General features: G+C 67.8%; 24 protein-coding genes and 1 pseudogene. 7 read left to right on the forward strand and 18 right to left on the reverse strand.

Features of this window, described 5'->3' with window-relative positions:
* Positions 1–4: 4 nt before the first annotated feature.
* From ACZ50Z_RS02275 to ACZ50Z_RS02310, 8 genes and pseudogenes are all read right to left on the reverse strand, one after another.
* Positions 5–2,851, reverse strand: a complete 2,847-nt coding sequence (locus tag ACZ50Z_RS02275) for an ATP-binding cassette domain-containing protein (RefSeq protein WP_464486052.1) — start codon at positions 2,849–2,851, stop codon at positions 5–7.
* Positions 2,852–2,909: 58 nt separating this feature from the next.
* Positions 2,910–3,737, reverse strand: a complete 828-nt coding sequence (locus ACZ50Z_RS02280; protein ID WP_464482087.1) for a mycofactocin-coupled SDR family oxidoreductase — start codon at positions 3,735–3,737, stop codon at positions 2,910–2,912.
* The gene (locus tag ACZ50Z_RS02285; protein ID WP_464482088.1) at positions 3,734–6,580 is read right to left on the reverse strand and encodes an MMPL/RND family transporter; all 2,847 of its coding nucleotides are present in this window, start codon (positions 6,578–6,580) and stop codon (positions 3,734–3,736) included. Before ACZ50Z_RS02285 ends, ACZ50Z_RS02280 begins: the two co-directional genes overlap by 4 nt.
* Entirely contained in the window at positions 6,577–7,020 is a 444-nt protein-coding gene (locus tag ACZ50Z_RS02290) for an MmpS family transport accessory protein (protein ID WP_464482089.1), read from the reverse strand. Before ACZ50Z_RS02290 ends, ACZ50Z_RS02285 begins: the two co-directional genes overlap by 4 nt.
* Positions 7,021–7,193: 173 nt before the next feature.
* Positions 7,194–7,619: a hypothetical protein gene (locus ACZ50Z_RS02295; protein ID WP_464482090.1), complete on the reverse strand. Its 426-nt coding sequence runs from the start codon at positions 7,617–7,619 to the stop codon at positions 7,194–7,196.
* A gap of 42 nt (positions 7,620–7,661) precedes the next feature.
* Complete coding sequence (locus ACZ50Z_RS02300) at positions 7,662–7,847, reverse strand: hypothetical protein (protein ID WP_464482091.1); 186 nt, start codon at positions 7,845–7,847, stop codon at positions 7,662–7,664.
* Positions 7,848–7,873: 26 nt separating this feature from the next.
* Positions 7,874–8,521 (reverse strand): annotated as a pseudogene (locus ACZ50Z_RS02305) (hypothetical protein); the annotation flags it as partial.
* Positions 8,522–8,565: 44 nt separating this feature from the next.
* Positions 8,566–8,889, reverse strand: coding sequence for a DMT family transporter (locus ACZ50Z_RS02310; RefSeq protein ID WP_464486053.1), 324 nt, complete (start codon positions 8,887–8,889; stop codon positions 8,566–8,568).
* A 1-nt stretch (position 8,890) separates the two neighbouring features.
* Here ACZ50Z_RS02310 and ACZ50Z_RS02315 point away from each other — a divergent pair, with 1 nt between their 5' ends.
* The 4 genes from ACZ50Z_RS02315 to ACZ50Z_RS02330 all read left to right on the forward strand — a co-directional run bounded on the left by ACZ50Z_RS02315 (position 8,891) and on the right by ACZ50Z_RS02330 (position 12,174).
* Positions 8,891–9,898, forward strand: a complete 1,008-nt coding sequence (locus ACZ50Z_RS02315) for an alpha/beta fold hydrolase (protein WP_464482092.1) — start codon at positions 8,891–8,893, stop codon at positions 9,896–9,898.
* A complete protein-coding gene (locus tag ACZ50Z_RS02320) occupies positions 9,895–10,335 on the forward strand; it encodes a DoxX family protein (protein WP_464482093.1) in 441 nt (146 codons plus the stop codon). Before ACZ50Z_RS02315 ends, ACZ50Z_RS02320 begins: the two co-directional genes overlap by 4 nt.
* Before the next feature lie 67 nt (positions 10,336–10,402).
* Positions 10,403–11,209 (forward strand): SDR family NAD(P)-dependent oxidoreductase, encoded by an 807-nt coding sequence (locus ACZ50Z_RS02325; RefSeq protein WP_464482094.1) that lies wholly within the window; start codon positions 10,403–10,405, stop codon positions 11,207–11,209.
* Positions 11,206–12,174, forward strand: a complete 969-nt coding sequence (locus ACZ50Z_RS02330; protein ID WP_464482095.1) for a phosphotransferase family protein — start codon at positions 11,206–11,208, stop codon at positions 12,172–12,174. The genes ACZ50Z_RS02325 and ACZ50Z_RS02330 overlap by 4 nt, the downstream gene beginning before the upstream one ends.
* Positions 12,175–12,186: 12 nt before the next feature.
* Here the strand turns inward: ACZ50Z_RS02330 and ACZ50Z_RS02335 are convergent, their stop codons facing one another.
* The gene (locus ACZ50Z_RS02335; RefSeq protein WP_464482096.1) at positions 12,187–12,438 is read right to left on the reverse strand and encodes a hypothetical protein; all 252 of its coding nucleotides are present in this window, start codon (positions 12,436–12,438) and stop codon (positions 12,187–12,189) included.
* A gap of 207 nt (positions 12,439–12,645) precedes the next feature.
* Between ACZ50Z_RS02335 and ACZ50Z_RS02340 the strand changes: the two genes are divergently transcribed.
* Entirely contained in the window at positions 12,646–13,293 is a 648-nt protein-coding gene (locus tag ACZ50Z_RS02340; protein ID WP_464486054.1) for an MspA family porin, read from the forward strand.
* On the opposite strand, the gene ACZ50Z_RS02345 is transcribed toward ACZ50Z_RS02340, so the two are convergent.
* The 4 genes from ACZ50Z_RS02345 to ACZ50Z_RS02360 are packed head-to-tail and all read right to left on the reverse strand — an operon-like array spanning position 13,290 to position 17,715.
* On the reverse strand, positions 13,290–14,585 hold the full coding sequence (locus ACZ50Z_RS02345; RefSeq protein WP_464482097.1) for an acyl-CoA dehydrogenase family protein: 1,296 nt from the start codon (positions 14,583–14,585) through the stop codon (positions 13,290–13,292). The two genes, ACZ50Z_RS02340 and ACZ50Z_RS02345, sit on opposite strands and share 4 nt — an antisense overlap.
* On the reverse strand, positions 14,586–15,731 hold the full coding sequence (locus ACZ50Z_RS02350; RefSeq protein ID WP_464482098.1) for a CaiB/BaiF CoA transferase family protein: 1,146 nt from the start codon (positions 15,729–15,731) through the stop codon (positions 14,586–14,588). It lies immediately after the preceding gene.
* Positions 15,728–16,510, reverse strand: a complete 783-nt coding sequence (locus ACZ50Z_RS02355) for an enoyl-CoA hydratase/isomerase family protein (protein ID WP_464482099.1) — start codon at positions 16,508–16,510, stop codon at positions 15,728–15,730. Before ACZ50Z_RS02355 ends, ACZ50Z_RS02350 begins: the two co-directional genes overlap by 4 nt.
* On the reverse strand, positions 16,507–17,715 hold the full coding sequence (locus ACZ50Z_RS02360) for an acetyl-CoA C-acetyltransferase (protein WP_464486055.1): 1,209 nt from the start codon (positions 17,713–17,715) through the stop codon (positions 16,507–16,509). Before ACZ50Z_RS02360 ends, ACZ50Z_RS02355 begins: the two co-directional genes overlap by 4 nt.
* 247 nt (positions 17,716–17,962) lie before the next feature.
* Between ACZ50Z_RS02360 and ACZ50Z_RS02365 the strand changes: the two genes are divergently transcribed.
* Entirely contained in the window at positions 17,963–18,919 is a 957-nt protein-coding gene (locus tag ACZ50Z_RS02365) for an LLM class F420-dependent oxidoreductase (protein ID WP_464482100.1), read from the forward strand.
* 3 nt (positions 18,920–18,922) lie between these two features.
* Here the strand turns inward: ACZ50Z_RS02365 and ACZ50Z_RS02370 are convergent, their stop codons facing one another.
* The 5 genes from ACZ50Z_RS02370 to ACZ50Z_RS02390 form a co-directional block, all read right to left on the reverse strand.
* A complete protein-coding gene (locus tag ACZ50Z_RS02370; RefSeq protein ID WP_464482101.1) occupies positions 18,923–19,750 on the reverse strand; it encodes an oxidoreductase in 828 nt (275 codons plus the stop codon).
* A gap of 23 nt (positions 19,751–19,773) precedes the next feature.
* Positions 19,774–20,652, reverse strand: coding sequence for a polyphosphate kinase 2 (gene ppk2 / locus ACZ50Z_RS02375; RefSeq protein ID WP_464482102.1), 879 nt, complete (start codon positions 20,650–20,652; stop codon positions 19,774–19,776).
* Between the two features lie 29 nt (positions 20,653–20,681).
* Positions 20,682–21,347, reverse strand: coding sequence for a nitroreductase family protein (locus tag ACZ50Z_RS02380; RefSeq protein WP_464486056.1), 666 nt, complete (start codon positions 21,345–21,347; stop codon positions 20,682–20,684).
* Positions 21,348–21,364: 17 nt separating this feature from the next.
* On the reverse strand, positions 21,365–22,894 hold the full coding sequence (locus ACZ50Z_RS02385) for an Hsp70 family protein (protein ID WP_464482103.1): 1,530 nt from the start codon (positions 22,892–22,894) through the stop codon (positions 21,365–21,367).
* A 71-nt stretch (positions 22,895–22,965) separates the two neighbouring features.
* Entirely contained in the window at positions 22,966–24,495 is a 1,530-nt protein-coding gene (locus tag ACZ50Z_RS02390; RefSeq protein ID WP_464482104.1) for an ATP-dependent DNA ligase, read from the reverse strand.
* 113 nt (positions 24,496–24,608) lie between these two features.
* On the opposite strand from ACZ50Z_RS02390, the gene ACZ50Z_RS02395 reads away from it, so the two are divergent.
* Positions 24,609–25,376, forward strand: coding sequence for an SDR family NAD(P)-dependent oxidoreductase (locus ACZ50Z_RS02395; protein ID WP_464482105.1), 768 nt, complete (start codon positions 24,609–24,611; stop codon positions 25,374–25,376).
* Positions 25,377–25,504: the final 128 nt, after the last annotated feature.

A 25,504-nucleotide genomic window follows, 5' to 3' on the forward strand; every position in this document is an offset into this window, starting at 1 on the left:
GGGGTCAGCGGGCGACAACCAGCTCTATCGCCACGGCGGCCCCGCACACCGCCGACGCGACCGAAAGTGCGATCCAATCGTTGAGTTTCGGGCGCGACGGGGCCGCCGAGATCTGGCCGGTGCCGCCGCGGGCGGTGATCGCGTCGCCCATTTCGTCGGCGCGCCGCAGCGTCACCGTGATGACCGCCACGACAACGTCGATCACGTCGGCCGCCGGGCGCCGCAGGCGCGCCGACCACGTCCGCGGCGGCCGCTTCGGTCGCAACCGCCGGGCGGCGAAGAGCACCCGAAACTCGTCGATCAGCATCGGGAAGGTCCGCAACGCCAGCGCCAGGGCGACCGACCAGTCGTCGACCGGGATCCGCAGAAATCGCAGTGGGCGGCCCAAAGTGGCCACGGCCGGGGCGATGTGGGCGACGTTGGTCGTCCATGACACCAGCGCGCCGAGGCCAAGCAGTACGACCGACAGCACGACGACGCGCAGGAAGTCGAGTAGGCCGCCCAGGCCGACCGATACCGTGCCCAGCCGAATCCACGGGCTCCCGCCGGCCACGGCCGCATTGACCGCGACGATGCCCAGCAGGATCCACAGCCAGCGCGGCGCGGACGGCAGCACTCCGCGCGGAATGCGCGCGAGCCGGATCCCCGTCACGGCCAGCGCGGCCGTCAGCCCGATGGCCACCCATCCCGGGAAGAACGTCAACAACAACGAGATGCCAAACACCACAAGCAATTTGGTTCCGGCCCACAGCTGGTGCACCGGCGAGCGTCCGGGAACGGGTCGCAACAGCACGACGGGACGGCGGGGCTTCGCCGACTTTTGAGGCAGGCCGGTGGGCGGCCCCTCGGGCGGGGCCGCGGCCGGTTCCAGCGAACCGTCGCGCAGGTGCAGGGTGCGCGGGCACAGCTCCTGCAGCCCGGCGAAGTCATGCGAAATGACCACGACGGTCAGGCCGGTGTCCCGGCGCCGGTCCGCGAGCAGCCGAACCAGGCCGCGCTGACTCGCCGCGTCCAGCCCGGCCAACGGTTCGTCGAGGATCAACACCCGGGGTGATCGCGCCAGCAGCCCGGCCAGGACCACCCGGCGCATCTGCCCACCGCTGAGCTGGTCGATGCGCCGCCTCGCCAGTCCGGCATCGAGGCCGACGGCGGCCAGGGCCGCCGTCACCCGGGCATGCTCGTCGGGCGAAAAGCCGCCCGCCGACGCCACTTCCAGATCGACACGGCTGCGCATCATCTGGAGCCGGGCGGCCTGAAACTGGATCGCGACCGCACCGACCTGCTCGGCGACCGGCCGCCCGTCGAGCAGACAGGCGCCCGCCGTCGGCGCGGTCAACCCGGCCATGATCCACGCCAGCGTCGACTTGCCCGAGCCGTTGCCGCCGTGGATCAACAGCCCGTCGCCCTCATGGACCGCGAAGCTGATGTCGCGCAGTGCTGTGTGAGACCACGGCGTGCCGCTGGCGTATTCGTGCCCCACACAAACGAGTTCGAGCACCGGCGCCCTGGACGGCGGGCCGATCGAGACCGTCGCCGCGGGCGCGGCGGCGGTTTGGACCAGGGCGGTGTCGCCGGCCGAAGCGCCGAGATTGATGGTGCGGTCGGCGTACTCGGCCTCGTCGTTGTAGTGCGTGATGTGCACCAGCGCGGTGTGGTGGCGCTCGGTCAGGCCGGACAGCACGCTGAGCAATTTCTCCCGGCCCTGCCGGTCGACCATGCTGGTGACCTCATCGGCGATGAGCAAGGCCGGCTCCCGCGCCAGCGCCGCGGCCACGGCCAGGCGCTGCAGTTCGCCGCCGGACAGGCTGCCGGTGTCGCGTTCTGCCAGCGCCGCCAGCCCGACCTCGTCGAGTAACCGGTCGACGTCGGTGGACTGCCCGGGGGGCAGCCCCCAGACCACGTCGTCGGCGACCCGCGTCCCGAGCACTTGGCTCTCCGGGTGCTGCATGATGACCGCGGTGCCGCCGAGCTCGCCGAGACCGACCGACCCTGGGCGTTCGACGGTGCCCGAGGTCGGCTCGCGGCCGGCCAGGATCAACATCAGCGTGGTTTTTCCCGAACCGTTGGCGCCGGTGACCGCCATGTGTTCGCCCGCCCCGACGGCCAGGCTGACCGCACGCAGGGCGTCGTGGTCGGTGTGCGGGTAGCGCAGGCGGACCTCATCGAGCCGCACGGGAACGGGGCCGATGGGTCCGGCGCGCAGCGGCGCGTCCAGCTTGTGCACGTCGGGAACCCCGCGCAGCCGCTCCAGCACCCGCGACAGCGCCCACCAACCGACCACCGAGGCGCCCACGATCACGACGACCGCGTAGCCGAGGACGAGCCACTGCCAGTAGTTCAACGCGTCGGCGAAGAACGCTTGGAACTGCCGCGCGGGCGCGCGCAGCTGCGGTACCCGCGCCACGATCGTCGTGGCGCCGTCGACGGTGGCACTGGCGGCGTGAAAGACCAACTGCCGGAACCTGGTCAGGATCGTGAGCGCGACGACCATTGCGACACCGACGACGACCGCCGCCCCGAAGGACACTGCGATGACGGTGGGTGTGCCGCGACGGTGCCGTTTGACGGTCCCGGCCAGCCCCCCGACGTAGGCGCAGAGCGCGATCGCTCCCAATCCGCTCATGCCGACCACCAAAAAGCCGATGACACCGGCCGCCACCGTGGCGGCGAACAGAACGCGAATCCGGTAGCGGTAGGCCAACAATCCCATCGGCACGCTGCCGAGCAGCCCCAGCCCGCCGCCGTGCGGAAGGACCACCGCGATGATGGCGATCGCCGCGCACAGGGCGCCCATCACCGATGCCTGCGCCAGCTCGCCGGGTCGTAGCGATCCGGTCCGCTTGTTCGGCATTACCGTGCCCGGCCCCCTCACGACACGATTATGCCCGTCCCCGCCGAGGTGCCTCTTATCAGATTTTCAGGTAGCCCTTGTCGGCGGGGATCTGCGCGGCGGTCACGAGCGAGGACGCGTCGCCGGCGAGCCACAAGACGATGTCGGAGACGAGGTCCGGGTCGGCAAGTGAGTCGGTGGGCAGCGCGCCGGGGGAGAAGCTGTGAATGTAGGTCTGGTGGTCGGCGAAGAGTTGCCACATGGAGGGGTCGTTTCCCATCGGGGTGTCGGTGCCGTACGGGTGCACCGAGTTCACCCGGATGCCGTATCCGCCGAGCTCGACCGCCAGCGAGTTGGTCATTCCGACCACGCCGAACTTGCTGGCGCAGTAATGACCGCACCCCGGCACGGCCTTCACGCCCGCGGCCGAGCTGATGGTGATGATCGAGCCGCCGTTGCCCGCCTGAATCATCGCGGGCACAGTGGCTTTGATGGTGTTCCACACGCCGGTCAGGTTGACGTCGAGGACGTCCTGCCATTGCTGCGCCGAGATCTCCCAGAGCCGGCCCCAGTTCAGCACGCCGGCGTTGGCGACGACGATGTCCAGCCGGCCGAATTGGGTGATCGCGTCGTCGACGACGCGCTGTTGCCCCGCGGCGTCGCGGACGTCGACCTGCTCGGCCAACATCTTGCGGCCTTCGCTCTCCACCAATCGCGTCGTTTCGGCCAGGTCCTCCGGCGTCGAGGCAGGGTAGCCGTTGTGCGCCGCCACCGGACCGCAGGCGTCGATGGCGACGATGTCGGCGCCGGCCCGGGCCAACCGCACGCAATGCGAGCGGCCCTGACCGCGTGCGGCGCCGGTGACGAAGGCGACTCGGCCGGAAAGAGGTGTGTCGTTGTCGCTCATGCGATTTGGGCCTCTCGTGTCGGGGGCGACGGGCGGGTACGCACCAGTGTCGGCCACCAGAACCACGGTCCGAGGATGCGCAGGATGCAGGGCACGACGAACGAACGCACGATCAGCGTGTCGAGCAGCAGGCCGATGCACACGGTGGAACCCACCTGACCGATGGTTCGCAGATCGCTGGTGAGCATGGCCAGCATGGTGAACGCGAACACCAAACCCGCGGACGTCACCACGCCACCCGTGCTGCCGAGCGCCCGGATGAGACCGGTGTGAATGCCGCCGTGCAGTTCCTCTTTGACCCTGTTGATCAGCAGCAGGTTGTAGTCCGACCCGACGGCCACCAGGATGATGAACGTCAGCGGTAGGACCAGCCAGTGCAGGTGCAGGCCGACAAGGTGCTGCCAGAAGAGTATGGACAGGCCGAACGCGCCGGCGTACGAGAACGCAACGGTGCCGGGAATCACCAACGCCGCCACCAGACTTCGCGTGATGAACATCATGATCAAGAAGATCAGCACGAACGCCGCGATCGCCGCGATCAGCAGGTCCGACATCGCGTACTGCTTGATGTCCTTGTCGTTGGAACCCGAGCCGCCGATGTAGACCCGGGCGCCGGCCAGCGACGTCTCTTTGAGGAGCGTCTTTATCGCGTCCGGGAATTGTTCGACATGCTCCACCCCTTCGGGGCCCATCGCGTCGCCCTCGTGGGTCACGATGAAGCGGGCAGCCTTGCCGTCCGGCGACATCATCAGCTTCATACCGGCTTTGAGGTCCTCGTTGTCGAAAGCCTCGTGCGGGATATAGAAAAAGTCATCGCTGCGGGACTTGTCGAAGTCGTTGCCGACGTTGATCAGGTCGTCGAACGTCTGGTCGGTTTGGATGGACTGCAGATCCGCCGAGCCGTAACTGTTGACCAACTTCAACTGCAGTGCCTCGGTGTCGTCGGCGGTGGCCTTCAGTTGGGAGATGATCTGCGGGAAGGCCTTGTCCACTTCGGCGAGGGAAACTTCTGCCCTGTCGATATCTTCGGCCAGGTGGTCGATGTGGTCGATGGTGTCCCACAACGACCGGAACGCCCAACAGATGGGGATGTCGAAACAGTGCTTCTCCCAATAGAAGTAGCTCTTGATCGGGCGGAAGAAATCGTCGAGGTTCGAGACTTCCTCGTTCATCTCGTTGCTGACGCGTTTCAGGTCCTCGACGGTGAGTACCGTCTGGTGTAATTCGTCGGAGACTTTCTGGAAGAAGCCGATCTCCTTGCGCAAGACCGCGACGGAGTGCGCCTGGATCTCCGCCTGCGCATCGGTGTTGGAGTTCTGCTCCCTGTTGAACGGGAGCTGTTGGCCGTTGCCGCTGCCCTGCGTGGTGAACAGGTAGGGAATGCTGGCGTGCTCGAGTGCGCGGCCCAAGGGCCGCGTCATGCCTTGCACCATCGCGACCCCGTGCAGCCGGATCAGCGCCCTGGCGACCCGGTCCAGCGAGATGAAGTCCGCCGAGTTGCGCATGTCGTGATCGGTCTCGACCATCAGCATCTCGGAGAACAGCTTGCTCTTGTGAAAGTGCCGATCCGCGGCCTGGAAGCCGAGATTCGCGGGCGCACCGGCGGGTTGGTACTGGCGGTCGTCGTAGTTCTGCCGGTAGCTCGGCACGAAGATCGCGCCGAGCATGACGACGGCGGAACTGGCCACCAGGATCGGCACCGGCCAGCGCACCACGCTCGCACCGATGCGCCGGTACAGACGCCCGTGGACGTTGGTTCTCGGGTCGAACATCCCGAACAGGCTGCCGACGGTCAACACCGCCGGACCCAGCGTCATCGCCGCGGCGATGGTGAACAGCATGGTGATCGCGACGGCCGGGCCCATGGTGTGGAAGTAGTTGAGCCGCGCGAAGGTCAGGCAGTAGCAGGCGCCGGCGATCGTCAGCCCGGACCCGATGATGATGGGCGCCACGCCCTTATAGGCGATGTAAAAACTGTCCTCCCGGCTTTCGCCGGCCTGGCGCGCCTCGTGATATCGGCCCATCAAGAAGATGCCGTAGTCCGTCCCCGCACCCAGGGTCAGCGCGATCACGATGTTCACCGCGAACGACGACAGCTCGATGTAACCGTAATGCCCCAGCGTCGAGACAACGCCCTTGGCGACAAGCATTTCGATGAGCACGCCAAGCAAGGGCACCAGCAGGGTCGACGGAGTGCGGTACACCAACAGCAGCATCACGACGATCAGGATGATCGTGACGATCGTGACGTTGTTCAGGCTGGCATTGGCGATCGCGAGGGTGTCGGAGGCCAAGGGGGCCGCGCCGCTGACGTACACCTTGAGACCGGGCGGCGGCGTGTCCTTCTTGATGATGTCGCGGACGGCGTCCACGGACTGGTTGGCCTGAATCTGGCCGATGTCGCCGGCGAGACGAAGGAGCACATAGGTGCACTCGCCGTCGACGCTTTGCGCCCCGGCCGCGGTGAACGGCTTGCCCCACAAATCCATTACGTATTGCACGTGCTTGGTGTCGTTCTGCAGGCGGCGCATCAAATCGTCGTAGTACCGGTGATCCTGGTCGCCCAGTCGCCGGTTCGCCTCGAACACGACCATGGTCAAGTTCGTCGAGTTGGACTCGTGGAACTTCTCGCCGATGTGCAGCAGCGCCCGCTGCGAGGGCGCGTAGTGCGGGACCATCGGCCCGGCGAGCTCTTCTGCGACTCGTTCCACTTGGGGCATAAAGGTATTCGTGGTGACCGCGAGAAGGCCCCAGAAGAAGATGATCGGAATCGCAAGGGCGCGGACCATTCTGGGGATGAAGGGCCGTTTGACTCGGGGGCCGTCGAGGCGATGCTCGGTCATGCCGACTTCACCCTGCACTGGACGTCGGCGTCCTGATGTTCGCCCGATTGTTCGTCGCGGATAACGCCGTCCACCAACATGCGGCACCCCACGTGACCGCCATGGACGTGCACCGAGATGCTGCCGGACGCCACGGTGAGCGTGGTGGTCTCCGTGTGGGACCAGGGCAGCGTCGTGATATCAACCTCGTGCGGATGGCCGTCGATGTCGACGTAGACGAGTTTTCCGCCTTGCCCGGCGGAGCCGAACACCTCATAGGTGATCCGTTTGAGATTGAACTCCTCGGGCGCCTGGGGGCCATTGACGGTGATGACCGGCTCCGGTTCGGAGAATTGATGCACCTTGTACATGCACAGCAGACCCACGCCGATCGCGACGACGGCGACCAACGGCATCCAGATCCGCGCCAGGGCAGTCCTGCCGACTGAACGAGGGCTCATTCGATCACCTCTCGCGACCCGGTCCGGACATCGAGTTCGTGCCCTCCGCCCTCACCCTCGTGCCCGTCAAATAGTAGACGGTCATGTGCTCAATTGACACATCATGGTGCAAAGGCTCCGAACACCGCAACCCGGCCGCCCGTCACGGCGCCGCATGCCCGGTGCCGCCTGGGTCAGGCCACTTTCTTGAGCCGCCGCCGCACGCGCGCGCTGCGGCGAATCTGAATGGCCAGGTTCGTCGAGGTCAGCATGGGGATCACGCCCAGGAATGTCCGCTCGGAAGGCGTCGCTCCGTGCAGGTGATAGAGGCTGCCGAAGACGAAAAAGCAGCTCAACAGGAACAGCGCGCCGGGGATGCACAGGGTCATCAACGAACCGCGATCGGCAACCACTTGCTTCGCGTAGTCCACCTCGTCCTGCGACATCGGTTCGCCTTTACGCACTTTGTGCAGAACCGCTTTGGCGCTCCCGATTTCCTCGCTGATCGGAGTGGTCGTTCGGCGCTCCAAGCGATTTACGTGCACGGCGGCGACGGCCGCCACGATCAATGCCAGCGCGAGGGAAACTGCGGTCAGTAGGCCGTATAAAGCTGAACTCATTTTCGAGAACGCTACCTCAGCCAGTGCGGGTGCGGGGCTGCGTCAATGCTTTCCGGAGTCGCGGTCCTTGATCACGTCGCGGACGACCAATCCCAGCAGGAAGAGCAGGGCCAGCGGCACGAGCAGCTTGAAGATGGTCGAGGCGTGGCTGTACAGCAGGCCGTAGGCGATCGCCCCGATCAGCACCATGACGACAAGGATGCCGCGATTGATCTTGTCCGTACTCATTCGGAAAACCTCACTTATCGATGGGCCTTGCGGTGCTTGCGATTTCGGCGCACGACGAACCAGAGCAGCCCGGCCATCGCCAGGGCGAGGCCGGAAATGACCAGCGTCACCTTCAGCCAGGCCCAGTCGTCGTGCCTCTCGTGGGCGACGGGGGAGGTGGCCACCGGCGACGCGTCGGCGGGGACGTTGAGTCCGACCAGCTTGCCGACGAACGCACTGGTCGTCGCGTACGGGTCGGGCCCGTGCTCGGTGGCCGACTGGCTCATCAATTCATCGACGCTGTCCGCGATGACCTTGGGCACCTGGTAGGCGCGGACGTGGTAGCCGTGTGAGTCGATGACGACGATGACCCCGCTGAATTTCGGTTCCCGCGCCGACATGGCGCCATGGACGGCATCCGCCGTGGTCACACCGCTGTTGCCGGGTGCCACCGCAGCCACCCAAACCGGCGGTTGCGCGGTCCACGTCCACGGGCCGGCGAGGATTTGCCGGTTCAGCTCGTCGACGTTTGCCAGCGGCGGCCTCGCGCCGGGGTCGGTCACCACGTGCGTCTCGGCGTTGAACCTGGCCACCAGCTCGTCGGTGTAGGCGTCGGCCCAGGCGCACGGCGCTAGCAGCATTGCCAGCGCCATGGTCAACGGGACCAGGACCAGGCCGCGGAATCGAAGGGTCACATTTCTCCTGCCACGAGTCGTTGGGTCGATCCTGGCTGCTGGGTTCAGTGGGCGCCACTCAAATTGAGCGTGACCACACCGGCGATGATCAGACCGACGCCGACGACCTTGGTCATCGATATCGGCGAACCCAAGAACAGCACGGCGATCAACACGATGAGGGCCGTGCCGATGGCCGACCACAACGCGTAGGCGACGTCGGTTTGCATGCCGCGCGAAATCGACGCCGCCAACAGCGCGAAGGAGATGGCGTAACCGACCAGGCAGACCACGGTCGGCCAGAGTCGGGAGAAACCTTCGGTGCTCTTGAGCAGGCTGGTCGCCACCACTTCCGCGAAGATCGCGCCGAGCAGGTACGCGTAGGTCAACATGCCCGACAACGCTAGCCGCGGCGACGGCGAACCTGACAGACTGATCACCCTGGCGCGGCGTGGGTTCGGAAAGGGGTTGCGTGCGATGGCGTTTCCCGCTCACGTGTTGAGCCTCGACGTCAGTGACGCGATCGGCGAACGAGCAGCGCTCGCGGCGACCTATTACCCCGCGCGCGCAAGCGCGGCGACCGCGCTGCTCGTCTGCTTGCCGGGGGGCACCTACAGCCGCGAGTACTGGGACCTCGACATCCCCGGCCATGACGGCTACAGCTTCGCCGAATTCGCCTCCGAGGGCGGCTACGCGGTCGTGACGATCGATCCCTTGGGCACCGGCGAAAGCTCACAACCGGTTCGCGATTTCGGTTTTACCGACATCGCCGCCGCGCTGGCCTGTGCCGTGGCCGCCCTGCCGGATGCCATCGGCACCCAGGCGCCGCCGGTGGCCGTGGCGCATTCGCTGGGCGGGTACCTCGCCCTCACCCAGCAAGCGCTGTTCGGTAGCTACTCCGGCATGGCGATTCTCGGGTGCACCAATCAGCACGTCGCGCCGCTGAACCTGGACGCGGCATTCATCGCCCGCGCCGGGTCCCCGCAAGGCCGCGCCGAACTCGCCCGAGACATCCTTTCCGCCCTGCCCCAGCCGTATTTCGAGGGCCCTCGGGAACACCTGCAGAGCTGGTTTCACCTCGCCGACGTTCCCGCCGCCGTCGTCGCGGCCGACGCCGTGACCGCCAAGTCGGTCGTGCCGCGGGTGTTCGGCACGGCGATGATCCCCGGCGTCGTGGCCGAGCACGCGGCGCGCATCGATGTCCCGGTGCTCGTGGGTTTCGGCGCCGTCGACGTGTCACCGGACCCCCGCGCGGAGGCGGCCCTGTACCGGAGTTGCCCCGACATCACCACCGTGGTGCTGGCCGACAGCGCGCACTGCCACAACATGGCGTCCAGCAGGCGCCGGCTGTGGCGGCGACTGCTGGACTGGACCGCGACCGTAGCGTGTGGACCGTGAAGAACGGTCTCGACCGCCGGCTGACCCGTCACGCTCCGGCCGTACTCAGCGTGTTTCGCCTCGTCTACGGTCTGCTCTTTGCCGCCTACGGGTCGAGGAGTCTGTTCGATTGGCCCGTCCGCTCGCCGGTTGTCGTCGAGTTCGGGTCGTGGCCCGGTTGGTGGGCCGGGCTCATCGAGATCGTCGCGGGCCTGCTCATCGCCGCCGGACTGTGCACGCGCGCCGCCGCGTTCATCGCCTCGGGGGAAATGGCGGTCGCCTACTTCTGGATCCATCAACCCATGGGCCTGTGGCCCGTCGCCGATCCGCCGGGGGGCAACGGCGGAGCGCTGTCGATCCTCTTCTGCTTCGCGTTCTTGCTGCTGGTCTTCACCGGCGCGGGCGCGCACTCGATCGACGCGCTGCGCGGGCGGAGGCTTCCCCTCAACGGGCGATAATGGCATTCTCTGATACGGAGAAGCCGTTTCCGACGATGGGCGGCTCGGGCTCCGGAGGAGGTCGACGATGAGCGTGCAGCGCTGCGACGGGATGGTGGCTCTGGTCACCGGAAGCAGCCGGGGCCTGGGCAAGGCGATTGCCGCGCGGCTCGCCGAACGCGGGGCCACCGTGGCGCTGACCGCGCGCACGATGGATCCGGATCCCAAATACCAGGGCTCGCTGAGCCAAACGCGCGACGAGATCGTCGGCGCAGGCGGGAAAGCCATTGCGGTCCAAGCGGATCTGTCCCAGGCCGAGGACCGGGAACGGCTCTTCGCCGAGGTGTCCGGCGCCGTTGGCGCGCCGGACATCCTGGTGAACAACGCCGCCGTGACCTTTTTGCGTCCCCTCGACGGCTTCCCGGAGCGGCGCGCCCGGCTGATGATGGAGATGCACGTCCTCGGCCCCCTGCATCTGTGCCAGCTGGCGATTCCCGCGATGCGCGAGCGCGGCCGCGGCTGGATCCTGAACCTCACCTCGGTGGGCGGCGACCTACCGCCCGGGCCGCCGTTCGCCGAGTTCGATCGGACCGCGGGCTTCGGCATCTACGGGACGGCCAAGGCCGCGCTCAATCGGTTGACGAAAAGCCTTGCGGCGGAACTGTACGAGGACGGGATCGCCGTCAACGCCGCCGCCCCGTCCAACCCGGTCGCCACGCCCGGCGCCGGCAGCCTCGACCTGGCCAAGACCGACACCGAAGACATCGCCCTGATCACCGAAACCGCGTTCCGGTTGTGCACCGGCGACCCCAAGACCCTGACCGGGCGCATCGCCCACACGCAGCCCTTCCTCGCCGAAGTCGGCTGGACGAGAACCGGCACGTCGGCTGAATGAGCAGAGCCGAGCTCGATCTGGACGAACTGCGCGGCCGCCTCGCCGGTGCGGGCGTCACCGACGTCGTCCCGCTGTCCGGGGGCGCCTCCAGCCTGACGTTCGAAGGCGGCCTGGGTGGCCGGCGGGTGGTGATCAAGGTCGCTCCGCCGGGCGTCGAACCGGTCGCGCACCGCGACGTGCTGCGCCAGGCGATCATCCTCAAAGCCCTTGCCGCGACCCGTGTCCCGGTTCCCGACGTGCTGTGGGAGGACCCGGGAGATCCGCCGGACACGCCCCCGCTGTATGTCATGTCCCTCGTCGACGGCGAGTGTGTCGAACCGCTCTTCGACGGGTGCTCGCCCGTCGGTGGCGTGACTGACCGGTACCGAAATGCGTGCCGGATTATGGCTGCGCTACACCGCCTTTCGCCGACGGAGCTCGGGCTGGGCTCTGAACCGGTCGTCGACCCGGTCGCCGAGGTTCACCGCTGGTCGGACACGCTGCGCACCGTCGATGCGGCCCTGGCCCCCGGCTGGCCGAACGTCCGCGACGCCCTATTGTCTTGCGCGCCAAGAGCGATGGCGCCGGGCGTCGTACATGGTGACTTCCGGCTGGGCAATCTGCTCGCCTCGGGGACGCGCGTCAACGCCGTCATCGATTGGGAGATCTGGTCGATCGGCGATCCGCGCATCGACTTGGGCTGGTTTTTGATCAACTGCGACCCGGACACCTACCGCAGGGTCACGGTCCCGGAGGGGACGGCGCCGCCGCCGGCCGCCGAACTCGCCGAGCTCTACCGGTGCGAATTAGGGCGCGAGGTCGCGGATTTGGGCTGGTTCACTGCGTTGGCGTGCTACAAATCGGTGGCGACGTGGTCGCTGATCGTCAAGCACAACCGCCGAAGGCGATCGCCGCGGGCCGAATTGGAAGCCATGGCGGCAACTTTGCCGAGGTTGCTGGCGCGCGCCCGGACGATGGTGGACTGACGCGACAGCCGATCAGCCGCAGTGGGCCGAAAGGTTCTCACACACCATTCCGACACCGCTGCCGCTGGTCGACAGGCCGTTTTCGTCATCGTCGACGGGGTTGGTCAACGTGGTGGGGAACTGTATCGGCCATTCGTCGATCGCCGGAATGTCGGGCTGCTGGCCGGCGTCCGGATTTGCGAGCGCCGTCCCGGCGCCGCCGGTCAACGCCGCAACGGCCATCGAACCCGCGACCAGTAGGCGAGCACACCTGCGAGAAATCATCGCCACCTCTCCGTAATCCGAGGGATAGGGAGATTATCGAAACGCTATTGCCGATTCTACATTGCATAACAGTCACGAACGAACAACGAATGTGGATTGCCGGCCAGCAAATTTCACTCGCCGAACTGGACCCTGAGTACGGTTTCGCCCGTGAGGCCGGTAGCCAGCGTCGTTCGTCGTGCGGTGGCCATCGCCGTTTGCCTCGCAATGTCGGTGATCGCGGCGCCCTCGGCGGATTCCGAACCCCAACTGGGCCCCGCCCCTCCCGATGCGGCGCCGCCGGCCGGAGCGGCGGTCCCCTCGAACCCTCCCGCGATCCTGAACACCCCGGACGGCTGGACCCTGGGGTTGGGCGCAAAGGACGAGATGCAGGTTCCGGTGGCCCCGCTGACCACCGCCATCTCGTCGCGCGAATACATGTCCAGTGGCATCTTCGTCGGCTCGCTCCGGGGACCCGAAGAGGCCCATGGCGTTTTGGAGGTGGGCTATCAGATCGGCTGTGGGATCGACATGAGCACCTCCAACGGGGTGATCATGGAGGGCGGCGCCGGCATCATCCCCGGCGTCAGCCCCACCTTCGACGCCACGGGCACGCTGCCGCCCCTGCTGCCGTTCGTTTCGACGCCCATCAACGGCGTGATGAGCGTGGGACTCAAGCCCGGCCTGGTGATCGTGGTGCCGGTGATCAAGAAGCAGTTCAAGGGCGCCAATCCCTGGGTGATGATCAGCAATTTCCACGTGAAGATCGACGGCTGTGTGGGCCAGTCGTTCATCCGCTCGTATGCGGTGCTGACCCGGGTGACCGACCTCTCCGACGTGGTGCTGTCCTACGTCGGCGTCACGAAATCGGTTTAGCCGCGGGGGATGCCGGCGAGCTTGTCGGCGAACTTCGCCTCCGCGGCCGCGCGCAGGCGCAGCAAATGCTCGGAAGGAAAAAGGTCGGGGGCGGGCTCGCGGTCCTTGAGCAACAGCCGCGCCAGTGTCACCTTGTGCACTTCGGTCGGGCCGTCGGCCAGCCCGAGCACGAACGACTCCACCAGGTACTGGACGAAGGGCATCTCGTGGGTGGTGCCCAGCGACCCGTGCAGCTGCAGCGCCCGTGAGGACACGTCGTGCAGCACCTTCTGCATCATCGCCTTGACCGCCGAGATGTCGGCCCGGACGGCCTTGTAGTCGTTGAATTGGTCGATCTTCCAAGCGGTTTGCAGGGTCAGCAGCCGAAATGCCTCGATCTCCATCCACGAGTCGGCGACCATCTCCTGCACGAGTTGCTTGTTGGCCAGGACCTCACCCTGGGTGTAGCGCGACGCCGCCCGCTCGCAGATCATGTCGAAGATGCGGCGGACCAGGCCCACCGTGCGCATCGCATGGTGAATCCGCCCGCCGCCCAGCCTGGTCTGCGCGACGACGAAGGCCCCACCGCGCGGGCCCAGCATGTGATCGGCTGGCACGCGCACGTTTTCGTAACGGACATAACCCTCGCGCCCGCCGCCGGTGGGCTGGTAGCCCAGTCCCACGTCGCGCAGCACGTTGATGCCGGGGGTGTCGCCGGGAACGACGAACATCGAATAGCGCTCGTAGGGCGGGGCCTCGGGGTCGGTCATCGCCATCACGATGAGGAACGACGCCATGGAGGCGAACGACGAGAACCACTTCTCCCCGTTGATGACCCAGTGATCACCGTCTTGCACCGCGGTGGTGCGAAACACCTTCGGGTCCGCGCCGCCCTGCGGCTCGGTCATCGAGAAGCACGAGATGATGCGGTTGTCCAGCAGCGGCTCGAGGTAGCGCTCCTTGAGCTCGGGTGTGCCGTAGTGCGCGAGGATCTCGCTGTTGCCGGAGTCGGGCGCCTGCGAGCCGAAGACGATCGGCGCGCATTCCGAGCGCCCGAGAATCTCGTTGAGCAGCGCCAGCTTCACCTGCCCGTAGCCCGGGCCGCCGAGGTGCGGACCGAGGTGGGTGGCCCACAGCCCGCGTTCCTTGACGATCTTCTGTAGCGGCGGGATCAGCGCCTGGCGCACCGGATCGCCCAGGTCGTGAGACTCCTTGACGATCAGGTCGATCGGCTCACATTCCTTTCGGACGAACTCTTCGACCCATTCCAGTTGCCGCGCCCACTGCGGGTCGGTGGAGAAGTCCCACGACATTTAGCGCCTCCTGTTGCTCTGTGCCACCACGCCGGAGTCGACGAGTTCGGCGATGGTGTGCGCGTCCAACCCCGCTTCGCGCAGCAGCGCGTGCGTGTGGTCACCCGGCAACGACGGGGCTGCCGGCGCAGCCGGACGGGTCCGCGAAAAGCGTGGCACCGGCGAGTGCTGGGTGACGCCGTCGAGTTCGACGAAGGCCTGCCGGGCGACGTGGTGCGGATGCCGTGGCACCTCGGTCAGCGAAAGCACCGGTGTTGCACAGCATCCTGGCGCGTCGAGGATGCGCTCCCACTCGTCGCGGGGTTTCTCGGCGAAACGGGCGGCCAGCGTGGCGCGATGCGCGGCCCAGGCGGCCGGCGCGTCGTCGTCATGGGGCACGGTGACGCCGAGGCGGTCGCAGAGTTCAGCGTAGAACTTCGGCTCCATGGCGCCGACGGCGAAGTGACCGCCGTCGGCCGTGGCGTAGACCCCGTAGAAGTGCGCGCCGCCGTCGAGCAGGTTGGCTTCGCGTTGGTCACGCCAGGTGCCGGCCGGCAGCATCCCGAAGTAGGGAGCCAGCAGCGCCGCCACGCCGTCGACCATTGCGACATCGAGTACCTGACCCGTACCGGACGCACGGGCCTCGAGGATCGCGCTGAGCAGCCCGACCGCCAAAAGCATTCCGCCGCCGCCGTAGTCGCCGATCAGATTCAGCGGCGGCACCGGCGATCCGGCGGGGCCGATGGCGTGCAACGCGCCGGTGAGGGCCAGGTAGTTGATGTCATGGCCGGCGTGAGAGGCGAGCGGGCCGTCTTGCCCGTACCCGGTCATGCGAGCATAGACCAGGCGCGGGTTGCGCTGGGTCAGCGTGTCCGGCCCGATGCCCAGGCGCTCGGCCACTCCCGGGCGGTACACGTCGACGAACGCGTCGGCGTCGTCGGCCAGGCGGTGAACCAAGTTCTGGCCGCGGGGATCCTTCACGTCGACGGCCACTGACCGCTGGCCGCGGCGGACCGCGTAGTCGATCGGGAGCGGTCCGTCGACACCGCTCAGCGCGTCGATGCGGATGACCTCGGCGCCCAAGTCGCCCAACAGCATTCCGCAAAACGGTGCGGGGCCTAGCCCGCCCATCATGACGATGCGGACGCCGCGCAGGGGTCCGCTCATGAAGACCACTTCTTGCGGCGTTCGGCCGCCTCGTCGGTCGCGTGGGTGATCACCTGGTTGCGGTTCTCCAGTTCCAGCGCCGACTCGAAGCTCGCGGCGTCGGTGTTGACCTGCAGGGCGCGCTTGGTCAGTTGGGCTCCGAGCGGCGCGTGGCCCGCGATCAACGAGGCCAACTCCACCGCGCGGCCCGCCAGGCCATCCGGTTCGACGACCTCGCTGACCAGCCCCCGCCGGTCGGCTTCGGCGGCCGTCACCGTGCGGCCGGTGAGCATCCAATCGGCGGCCACGCTGGTGCCGACGATGCGCGGCAGGTGATAGCTCATGCCCATCTCGGCGCCCGAAAGCCCCAGCAGGATGGCGGCGTTGCCGAAAGATGCGGTGGCCGAGCAGATTCGGATGTCCGCGGCCAGGCATAGCGCGAGGCCCGCACCGACACAGGGCCCGTTGACCGCGGCGATGACGGGCTGCGGCAAGGCGCGCACCGCCTCGGCGAGCGCGGCCATCCTTTCCTGGAAGCGCATCCGCTCCAGTGCCGGCGCGCTCGCCTCGAGCATCGATGGCCCGAAGTCGCGCACGTCGATTCCCGCGCAAAATCCGCGTCCGGCGCCGGTCAGCACCACGGCGCGCACCGCGGCGTCGACAGCCAATTTGCCGAGAACAGAGCGCAATTCGGTCTGCATAGTCTCGTTGATGGCGTTGAGCCGCTGCGGGCGGTTCAGACGCAGAACGGCGACACCGTCACCGGGCCGGTCGAGCTCCAGCGTGGTCGGCACGGTCACACCCGCTCGATGATCGTTGCCGTGCCCATCCCGCCACCCGTGCACATGGTCACCAGTCCCGTTGTCAGATCACGACGTTCAAGCTCGTCGAGAACTGTGCCGATCAGCATGGCGCCGGTGGCGCCGATCGGGTGACCGAGCGCGATCGCGCCGCCGTTGACGTTGACGACGTCGGGCTCGATGCCGAGATCGCGGATCGTCTTGAGCGGCACCGCGGCGAAGGCTTCGTTGATCTCCCAGAGATCGATGTCGGCCACGGTCATGCCGGCGCGGTCCAGGCACCGCTGCGCCGCGGGGCCGGGCGCGGTGAGCATGATGATCGGTTCGCCGCCGATGGCCGCGGTCGCCCGGATCTGCGCCCGCGGTGTCACCCGATGGGTGTGCATCCAATTGGCGGAGGCGAGAAGCACGGCGGCGGCGCCGTCGACCACGCCGGAGGAATTGCCCGCGTGGTGCACGTGATCGATGTGGTCGATGGTGGGGTAACGCTCGAGGCAGATCTCGTCGAACGTGCGTTGCTCGCCGTCGGTGCACGCGGCCCCCATCGCCTCGAAGGCCGGCTTGAGCCGCGACAGCGTCTCGACGGTGGTGCCCGGGCGGGGATGCTCGTCGCGTTCCACGCGGCCGCCGGGTATGGCCACGTCGACCAGGGAACGATCGAAGCGGTGCTCCTCGATGGCCACGGCGGCGCGGCTCTGGCTCTGCGCGGCGTAGGCGTCGACGATATCGCGTGTGAATCCCTCCAGCGTGGCGATTAGATCGGCCGAAATGCCTTGCGGGACGGTCGGGTACACCGCGCGAAGACCGGGATTGTTGCCGTCGATGGTCGGGACTCCGGCCGTCACCCCCCACCGCGACATCGACTCGACGCCGCCGGCGATCACCAAATCCTCGCTACCGGCGGCGATGCTCGACGCCGCAACGGTGACAGCCTGCTGGCCCGAGCCGCAGAACCGGTTCAACGTCATCCCCGGCACGGTCTCCGGCCAGCCCGCCAACAGGACGGACAGGCGGGCGATGTCGTCGCCGTGGTCCCCGCCGAGGATGCCGTTGCCGGCGATCACGTCATCGACGTCGACCGGGTCGAAGCCGGTCCGATCGGCCAGCGCGGTGAGGCAGCGGGCGAGCAGGGCCTGCGGGTGAACGGCGTGCAGTCCGCCGTCGGGACGGCCGCGCCCGCGGGGCGTGCGTACCGCGTCGAGAATCCAGGCGTCGATGGCGGACTCCGATCGTCGTGGGCGGCCTCAGGTCACCAGCGATCGTAATTCGTCTCTCGGGTGTGGAGAACCACCTTCTCCAAATTGGCGAAGCTGTTCTCGCGGCGCCCGGCTGGGCGGCCCGACACCGCGGCCACATGCGGCACGCCAACCCCAAGGGCGAAGGCCACCAGCGCTATGCACGCCGCCACGCGTCGGCGTGCATAAGCGGGGGCTGAGCGGGTAGCCGGGCGCCATGACCACGATCGGATATTTCCTTTCCTGCGAGCAATTCGGCCCAAAAGAGCTGGTCGACCAGGCCAAGCGGGCCGAGAACGCCGGCTTCGACGCACTGTGGATCTCCGACCATTTCCATCCCTGGAACGACGAGCAGGGCCAGAGCCCGTTCGTCTGGGGAGTGATCGGTGCGGTGTCGGAGGCGACGTCGCTGCCCGTCAGCACCGCCGTCACATGCCCGACCGTGCGCACCCACCCGGCGATCATCGCGCACGCCTCGGCGACCGCCGCGGTGCAACTGGATGGTCGCTTTGTGCTCGGGGTGGGCAGCGGCGAGGCGCTCAATGAACACATTCTCGGCGATCCGTGGCCGTCCGTCGGTGTACGCCAGGAAATGCTGGAGGAGGCGGTCGAGGTCATTCGGCTGCTGCACCGGGGTGAGGAGGTAAGCCACCACGGCAAGCACTACACGGTGCAGGAGGCGCGGATCTACACCCGCCCGGAGCAGCCGGTGCCGATCTACGTCTCCGGTTTTGGTCCGCAGGGCGCCGAGCTGGCCGGGCGCATCGGCGACGGGTATGTCCTGGCGATGCCGGAGGCCGAGCTGGTCAAGCAATTCCGCGCGGCCGGCGGCGACGACAAGCCGGTACAGGCGGGAACGAAGGTCTGCTGGGATCAAGACGCCGATGCGGCGCTGAAGACGGCGCACCGGTTGTGGGGCAACGAGGGGCTGGGGGGCCAGACCTCCCAGATCCTGCCCCGCCCCAAGGATTTCGCCGCCCTCATGTCGCTGGTGCCGCCGGAGACGGTCGCCGAGAGCGTCGCCTGCGGTCCGGACGCCGAGAAGCACATCGCGCAGGTGCGCCAGTACATCGACGCCGACATCGACGAGATCTACGTGCAGCAGATCGGCCCCGACATGGACGGGTTCTTCGCGGCATGGGAGCAGGGCGTGTTGCCCGAGTTGCGCGGCTAGGCCTCAGTCGAAATCGGTGCTGCTGGTGAGTCTTTCCCACTTCTCGATCTCGTCGGACCGCGCGTCGGCGGCGTAGTGATAGGCCGCCAGGGCGTCGGGACCAAGCAGCAGAAATGCCGGGGGCTCCGGCGATTCGACGGCCGCGATGATCGCGTCGCCGCCCTTGGCGGGATCCCCGGGCTGATTGCCGTGCATGGTGTCGTTCTCCTTGCGACGCCGCCCGGCGGTCGCGGCGTAGTCGTCGATGACGGTCGCCGACTGGACCAGCGAGCGCCCGGCGAAGTCGGTGCGGAAGGCGCCGGGCTCGACGATCGTCACCGAAATGCCCAGCGGCGCAAGCTCTCCCCGAAGCGCCCCGCTCATGCCTTCGATCGCGGCCTTGGCCGCCGCGTAGTAGCCGGACCCCACCGGGGTCAGCTGCGCACCGATCGAGGAGATGTTCACGATCGCGCCGCTACGGCGCGCCCGCATGTCCGGCAGCACGGCCTTGATCATGGCGACGCTGCCGAAGAAATGCGTCTCGAACAACGTGCGGACGTCGGCGTCGTCGCCTTCCTCGACCGCGGCGCGATAGCCGTAACCGGCGTTGTTGACCAGCACGTCGATATGGGCGAACCGTTCCCGCGCCCGCTGCACCGCCGCCGCGACCTGAGCGGGTTGGGTGACGTCCAGGGCGACGGCGAGTACCCGGTCGGGCGCCGCCTCGGTCAGGTCGGCGACCGCGGCCGCGTCACGTGCGGTGACGACGGCGTTGTGGCCGGCCCCGATGACAGCCTCGGCGAGCGCGCGACCGAGCCCGGTCGAACACCCGGTGATGAGCCATGTGGACATCAGATTGTCTCCATTCGCCTCGGTCAGTCGGTCAGCGCCCGGCCGACGATCAGCGGGTCGGGCTCACCGACGACCCCGTGGTCTTTGTCGTCGTAGTCGACATTGGCGAGCACGTAGCGCATGGCGTTGATCCGGGCGCGTTTCTTGTCGTTGCTTCGGACCACGGTCCAGGGGGCGATGTCGGTGTCGGTCGCGTCGAACATCGCTTCTTTCGCCGCGGTGTAGTCATCCCATCTTTTCACCGACGCGATGTCCATCGGCGAAAACTTCCACTGCCGCACCGGGTCGACCAGCCGTATGGCGAACCGGGTGCGCTGTTCGGCCGGTGAGACCGAAAACCAGAACTTGGTCAGATTTATCCCGTTGTCGACCAGCATCTGTTCGAAGACCGGTGCCTGCTCCATGAATTCGGCGTATTGGTCCGGGGTGCAGAATCCCATCACCTTTTCCACCCCGGCGCGGTTGTACCACGAGCGGTCGAACAACACGATCTCGCCGCCGGACGGCAGATGGCTGATGTAGCGCTGGAAGTACCACTGCGTCTGTTCGCGTTCGGTTGGCTTCTCCAACGCCACCACCCGCGCGCTCCGCGGATTGAGGTGCTCCATGAATCGCTGTATGGTCCGGCCCTTTCCGGCGGCGTCGCGGCCCTCGAACACGATCACGTGCCTGGCGCCGACGCGCTTGCCGTGCTGCTGCAGTTTCAGCAACTCGATCTGCAACCGTCGTTTCAGCCGCTCGTACTCGTCGCGTTCCATCCGGTGTTCGTAGGGATACCCCTCGCGCCACGTTTCGATGTGCTTGCCCTCGCGGTCGAGCAGGACCGGGTCATCGTCATCCCGATCGTCGACGGTGTAACCGTGTTCGGGGGTCGACAAATCCTCCAGATCGAAATCGGTCATAGCCTGACGCTATCGGCTTTGGCGGCCGCTTACGTGCCGAAGGCCGGGCCGTCGAATCGATCACGGGTGATGAACTCCGCGACCGGCCGTCGCCGCAACGTGCTGAGCTGCCGCACCGGTTTGCCGAGCGGTATCACCGCGGCCACCGCATGCAACGCGGGGATCCCCAGCAGTGCGCGGACCTCGTCCTCGGCCGCGATGGCCATTGTCGTGATGGTGCCGCCGTAGCCCTCGCTTCGCGCGGCGAGCAAGATGTTCCAGATCAAGGGATAGACCGACGCCCCGCCGGCGATGCCCACGCGGTCCAGATTCTGGTCAACGGCGGCGACGACGGTCAGATCCACCGAGACGACAAGAACCACGGGCGCTTTCGCGATCGGTGCGACGAACGTGTCGGGGATCTCCGTATCGTCGATGACCTCTCGCGGCAGCTCGCTGGGATGGATTGAATTCCAGGGCTTTTCACCCGCCTGCAGTTGCGCGAAGTAGCGGCGCGCGGCGGGTATCCCGAGTTCGGCCAGCCTGCGCCGAACCGCCGCGTCGCGCACCACGGTGACGTGGGCGCCCTGCCGGTTGCCCCCGCTTGGCGCGAATCGGGCGTTGTCGAAGATAAGCTCCAGCACCTCGTCGGGCAGCGGATCGTCGGTGAATTCCCTTGCGGCGAACGTCGTTCGCATCACGTCGTACAGCTGCATGCCGGGGTGGCTCATGCTCATCGACTCGCCGACGCGCACCGCTGAAGGCGGAAGGTGCGCTCGAACCCGGCCGGCTGCGTCGTCAGGGTCACTTCCACCGCCCCGCTGGGGGCGATGACGTAGCGCTCCTCGACATCCGGGCCGTCGCGCCCCTCCGCCCAGCGGCCGACCGGCTGACGCCCGAGGTCGTCCCGGCCGTAGAGCGCCGGGTCGAACGGAAACAGCACCGGGTCATACGGCGTGACGTCGCCGTCGGGGCGCCCGTCGACCAGGCGGCTGCACTCGAGGAATCGGAAATGCCCGATGTTGTGCGCCGCGCGGTATCTGCGCTTGACCACCAGCGGGGATCGGCCGTCGTCGGGGAGCGAGACGTCCTTGCACACGATCGGATCGAAGACGACCCCGGCGCCGGCTTCGGCCTCACGGAAGACGCCGAAGTTCCGCGAAAAGCTTTCGGAGAGCGCGAAACCCGATTCCTTGTCTAGGAAGACCGCCAGGCCGATGGCCGTGGCGGCGAAGGGGTGCGGCGAGCGCTTGACTCGCTTCTCGCCGAAGGTGTTGCGCAGCATCCGCGACACCAGCGGGAAACCGCCGGTGCCCCCGACGACGTAAATGCCCGCCACCTCCGAGAGATCCACGTCCCTGCGGTCGTGCGCCGGGTCACGCAGGACCCGGTCGAGCAGCTCCATCGTCTGAACGACCAGCGGCGCACACACGGCGTAGACGTCGTCGATGGGGCAGGAGAACGGAGGCCGATCGAGCGGGGACAGGTCTACCAGGAAACGGCGCGTCTGCGGGCCGACGGCCTCCTTGCGGGCGGCGCATTCCTCGGCCAGCAGGTCGCGGGTGGCGGCGTCGAGGGCGGGCAGGCCGGCGCCGGCCAGCACCAGCTCGACGATCGCCTCGTCGAAGTCGTCACCGCCGAGGCGCTGGATGCCCTCGCTGATGACGACCTCGTTCGCGTGCCCGGTCATCTTCAGCAGCGAGGCGTCGAACGTGCCGCCGCCCAGGTCGTAGATGAGGACGTGTTCGCGTTTGGCGGTGATCGTGGAGCGGTACCGGTGGGCGTATTCGAGGCTGGCCGCCGACGGCTCGTTGAGCAGGGCGACGACGCGGAAACCCGCGGCCACGTAGGCATCCAGCGTCAGGAGGCGCTGGGCGCTCGAGGCGTTGGCCGGCACGCTGATCGCGGCTTCGATCGGTTCGCCGGGGGACAGGGTGGCGTTGGAGTGGCGCTGCAGGTCGGTTCTCAGCTGGGCCAGAAATCCGGCGAGCAGATCGGTGAGGCGGTAGTCACGTCCGGCCAGGGTGACCGCGGTCTGCGGGCCGGCGTCGTTGAGCAGACGTTTGAACGAGCGCAGCACCGACCACCCCGGCTCGTGCCGGACGGCGGCGGCGTCGGTGCCGAAGCGCAACTCCCCGGCGGCATTGGCCGCGATGATCGACGGCCACGCGTCCGCGCCGTCGAAGGAGACGACGGGATAGTTGCCGCGATCGACGGCCGCGACGACGGTGTGGGTGGTGCCAAAGTCGATGCCGACTCTCATCGCGCAAGTTTAGAACCGCGCCGGGGGCATGGGCAGAATCTTTTCGTTTGGCGCGTCGAGCGCCTGTGCATCTAGTACAGCGCGCGCACGGCGTCGATGGTGTCGGCCTCGGCGGGGCCCTTGTCGTCGCGATACCGCACCACGCGGGCGAACCGCAGCGCCACCCCGCCCGGGTAGCGCGACGACTTCTGCACGCCGTCCAGGGCCACCTCGACCACCTGCTCGGGGCGCACGTGCACGACGTAATTGTTGGTGCCGCCTATCGCCAGCTCGCTGAACCGGACGGTCTGCCACTGCAGCATCGCGTCGGTCATGCCCTTGAAAGTCTTTCCGACCATGACGAATTCGCCGCTGTCCGGGTCGCGGGCGCCGAGGTGGATATTGGAGAGTTTGCCGCGGCGACGCCCCGATCCCCACTCCACGGCGAGCACCACCAGGTCCAGGGTGTGCACGGGCTTGACCTTCAGCCAGCCCGCCCCGCGGCGGCCGGCCTGATACGGCGCGCCGGGCGCCTTGGCCAGCACGCCCTCGTGACCGGCGGCCAGCGTCGCGTCCAGGAACGCGCCCGCCGCGACCGGGTCGGAGGTGAGTAGCCGATCGACCCGCTGCGCGGCCGGCACCAGCGCGTCCAGCGCGGCCAGCCGGTCGCTGGTCGGCGCGTCGAGCAGGTCGACGCCGTCGCAATGCAGGATGTCGAAGAAGAACACCGAAAGTGGTTGTGCGGCAACGGCTGCGGCGATGTCGACCGAGCGGCCGAACCGCGACGCGGTGACCTGGAAGCGCTGCGGCCGGTTGTCGGGCCGCAGCGCGATCGCCTCGCCGTCGGCGATGAGGTCGGCCACGGGCAGCGCCAGCGTCGCCTGCACCACTTCGGGCACCCGGGCGGTGACGTCGTCGAGGCTTCGGGTGTAGACGGTGACCTCGTCGCCGGCGCGGTGGATCTGGACCCGCGCGCCGTCCAGCTTGGCTTCGAAAATCGTTGCGCCACCGTGGCGTTCGATCGCATCGGCCACGCCGGTCGCGGTCTGCGCCAGCATCGGGCCCACCGGGCGGCCGACCCGCAGGGTGAAGGCGTCCAGCGCCGAGGCCTCACCGGACAGGGCCGCGGCCGCGACGGCGGGCAGGTCGCCGGCCAGCATCGCGGCGCGCTGCACCGCCGGGGCGGGAACCGTCGCCGCCTTGGCCACGGCGTCGGCCATGATTCCGGCCAACGCGCCCTGACGCAGTTCGCCGCTGAGCAATCGCAGCAGGAACGTCTGCTCGGTTTCGGTGGCGGCGGCGAACAACGCGGCCAAAAGTGCGGCGCGGCGGGATTGCGCGCCTTTGCCGGAGACGGCCCCGATCTCGGAGAAGGTGGCGTCGACGGCGCCGACGGTCAGCGTCGCGTCGGCGGCCGGTGGCGGCCGCGAACGCAGCGCCGCCCAACCGACCCCGATCTGGCGTTGCCGCAACTCGCCGGACAGCCAGGACACGACGATCGTGACCAGGGCCCCGTTGGGCGCGGCCCGCGCCAGCAGGTCGGCGATATGGGCGACTTTTCTCAGCCGCGACGACGTGCTTGCGACGTCGGTCGACGCCGCTGCCACGTCGAGGAGGAGCACGGTTGCCAGCTTGGCATGGCTCGGTGACAAGCGTCCGGAGCGGACACGCTAGCGTGCCTACGTAACGTTACAGATTGCATGGATTCTGACAAGCCTACAAATGGGAGGTCCGGATGGAGATCAACGGGAAGAAGGTCGTCGTCATCGGCGGCGCGTCGGGAATGGGTCGGGCCAGCGCCGAGCTGCTGCACGAACGCGGCGCGGACGTCGCGGTGCTCGACCGCGAGGGCTCCGACGGTAAGACGGTGGCCGAAGGCATCGGCGGTACCTTCTACCCCGTCGACGTCACCGACTTCACCGGCACCGAGGAGACCCTGCAGTCCGCGGTCGACAAGCTCGGTGGGCTGCACGTCATCATCACCACCGCCGGTGGCGGCATCGCCAAGCGGACGCTGACCAAGTCCGGCCCGCACGACCTCGAATCCTTCCAGTCAGTGATCGACCTCAACCTCATCGCCACCTTCAACATCAGCCGGCTGGCCGCCGCGCATATGGCGAAGAACGAGCCCGAAGACCCCGACACCGGGGAGCGCGGCGTCATCATCAACACCGCGTCGATCGCGGCCTTCGAGGGCCAGATCGGGCAGGTCGCCTACACCGCCGCCAAGGCGGGCATCGCCGGCATGTGCCTGACCATGGCCCGTGACCTGGGCTCGGTGGGTATCCGGGTGCTGGGAATCGCCCCGAGCCTGTTCGCGACGGGCCTGACCCAGGGCATTCCGGACGAATTCGCGGCGGCGCTGACCAAGGACGCCGCCTTCCCCAAGCGCCTGGGCCGTCCCGAGGAGTACGCCAAGCTGGCGGCGGCCATCGTGGACAACCCGATGCTCAACGGCCAATGCCTGCGCCTGGACGCCGGGCAGCGGTTCGCACCCAAGTAGACGCCCCCCGTTGGGGCCCTCCCCGCATTAAGTACACTCTTTAGCCAGCCGCCCCGCTTCCCCTCGAAGCGGGGCAGGCACCCAGCTTCTGGGGCAATCACACCCGGCTGGCATGTGGCGCGAGGAGG

Source organism: Mycobacterium sp. NTMscope_MAC_269 (assembly GCF_976985695.1).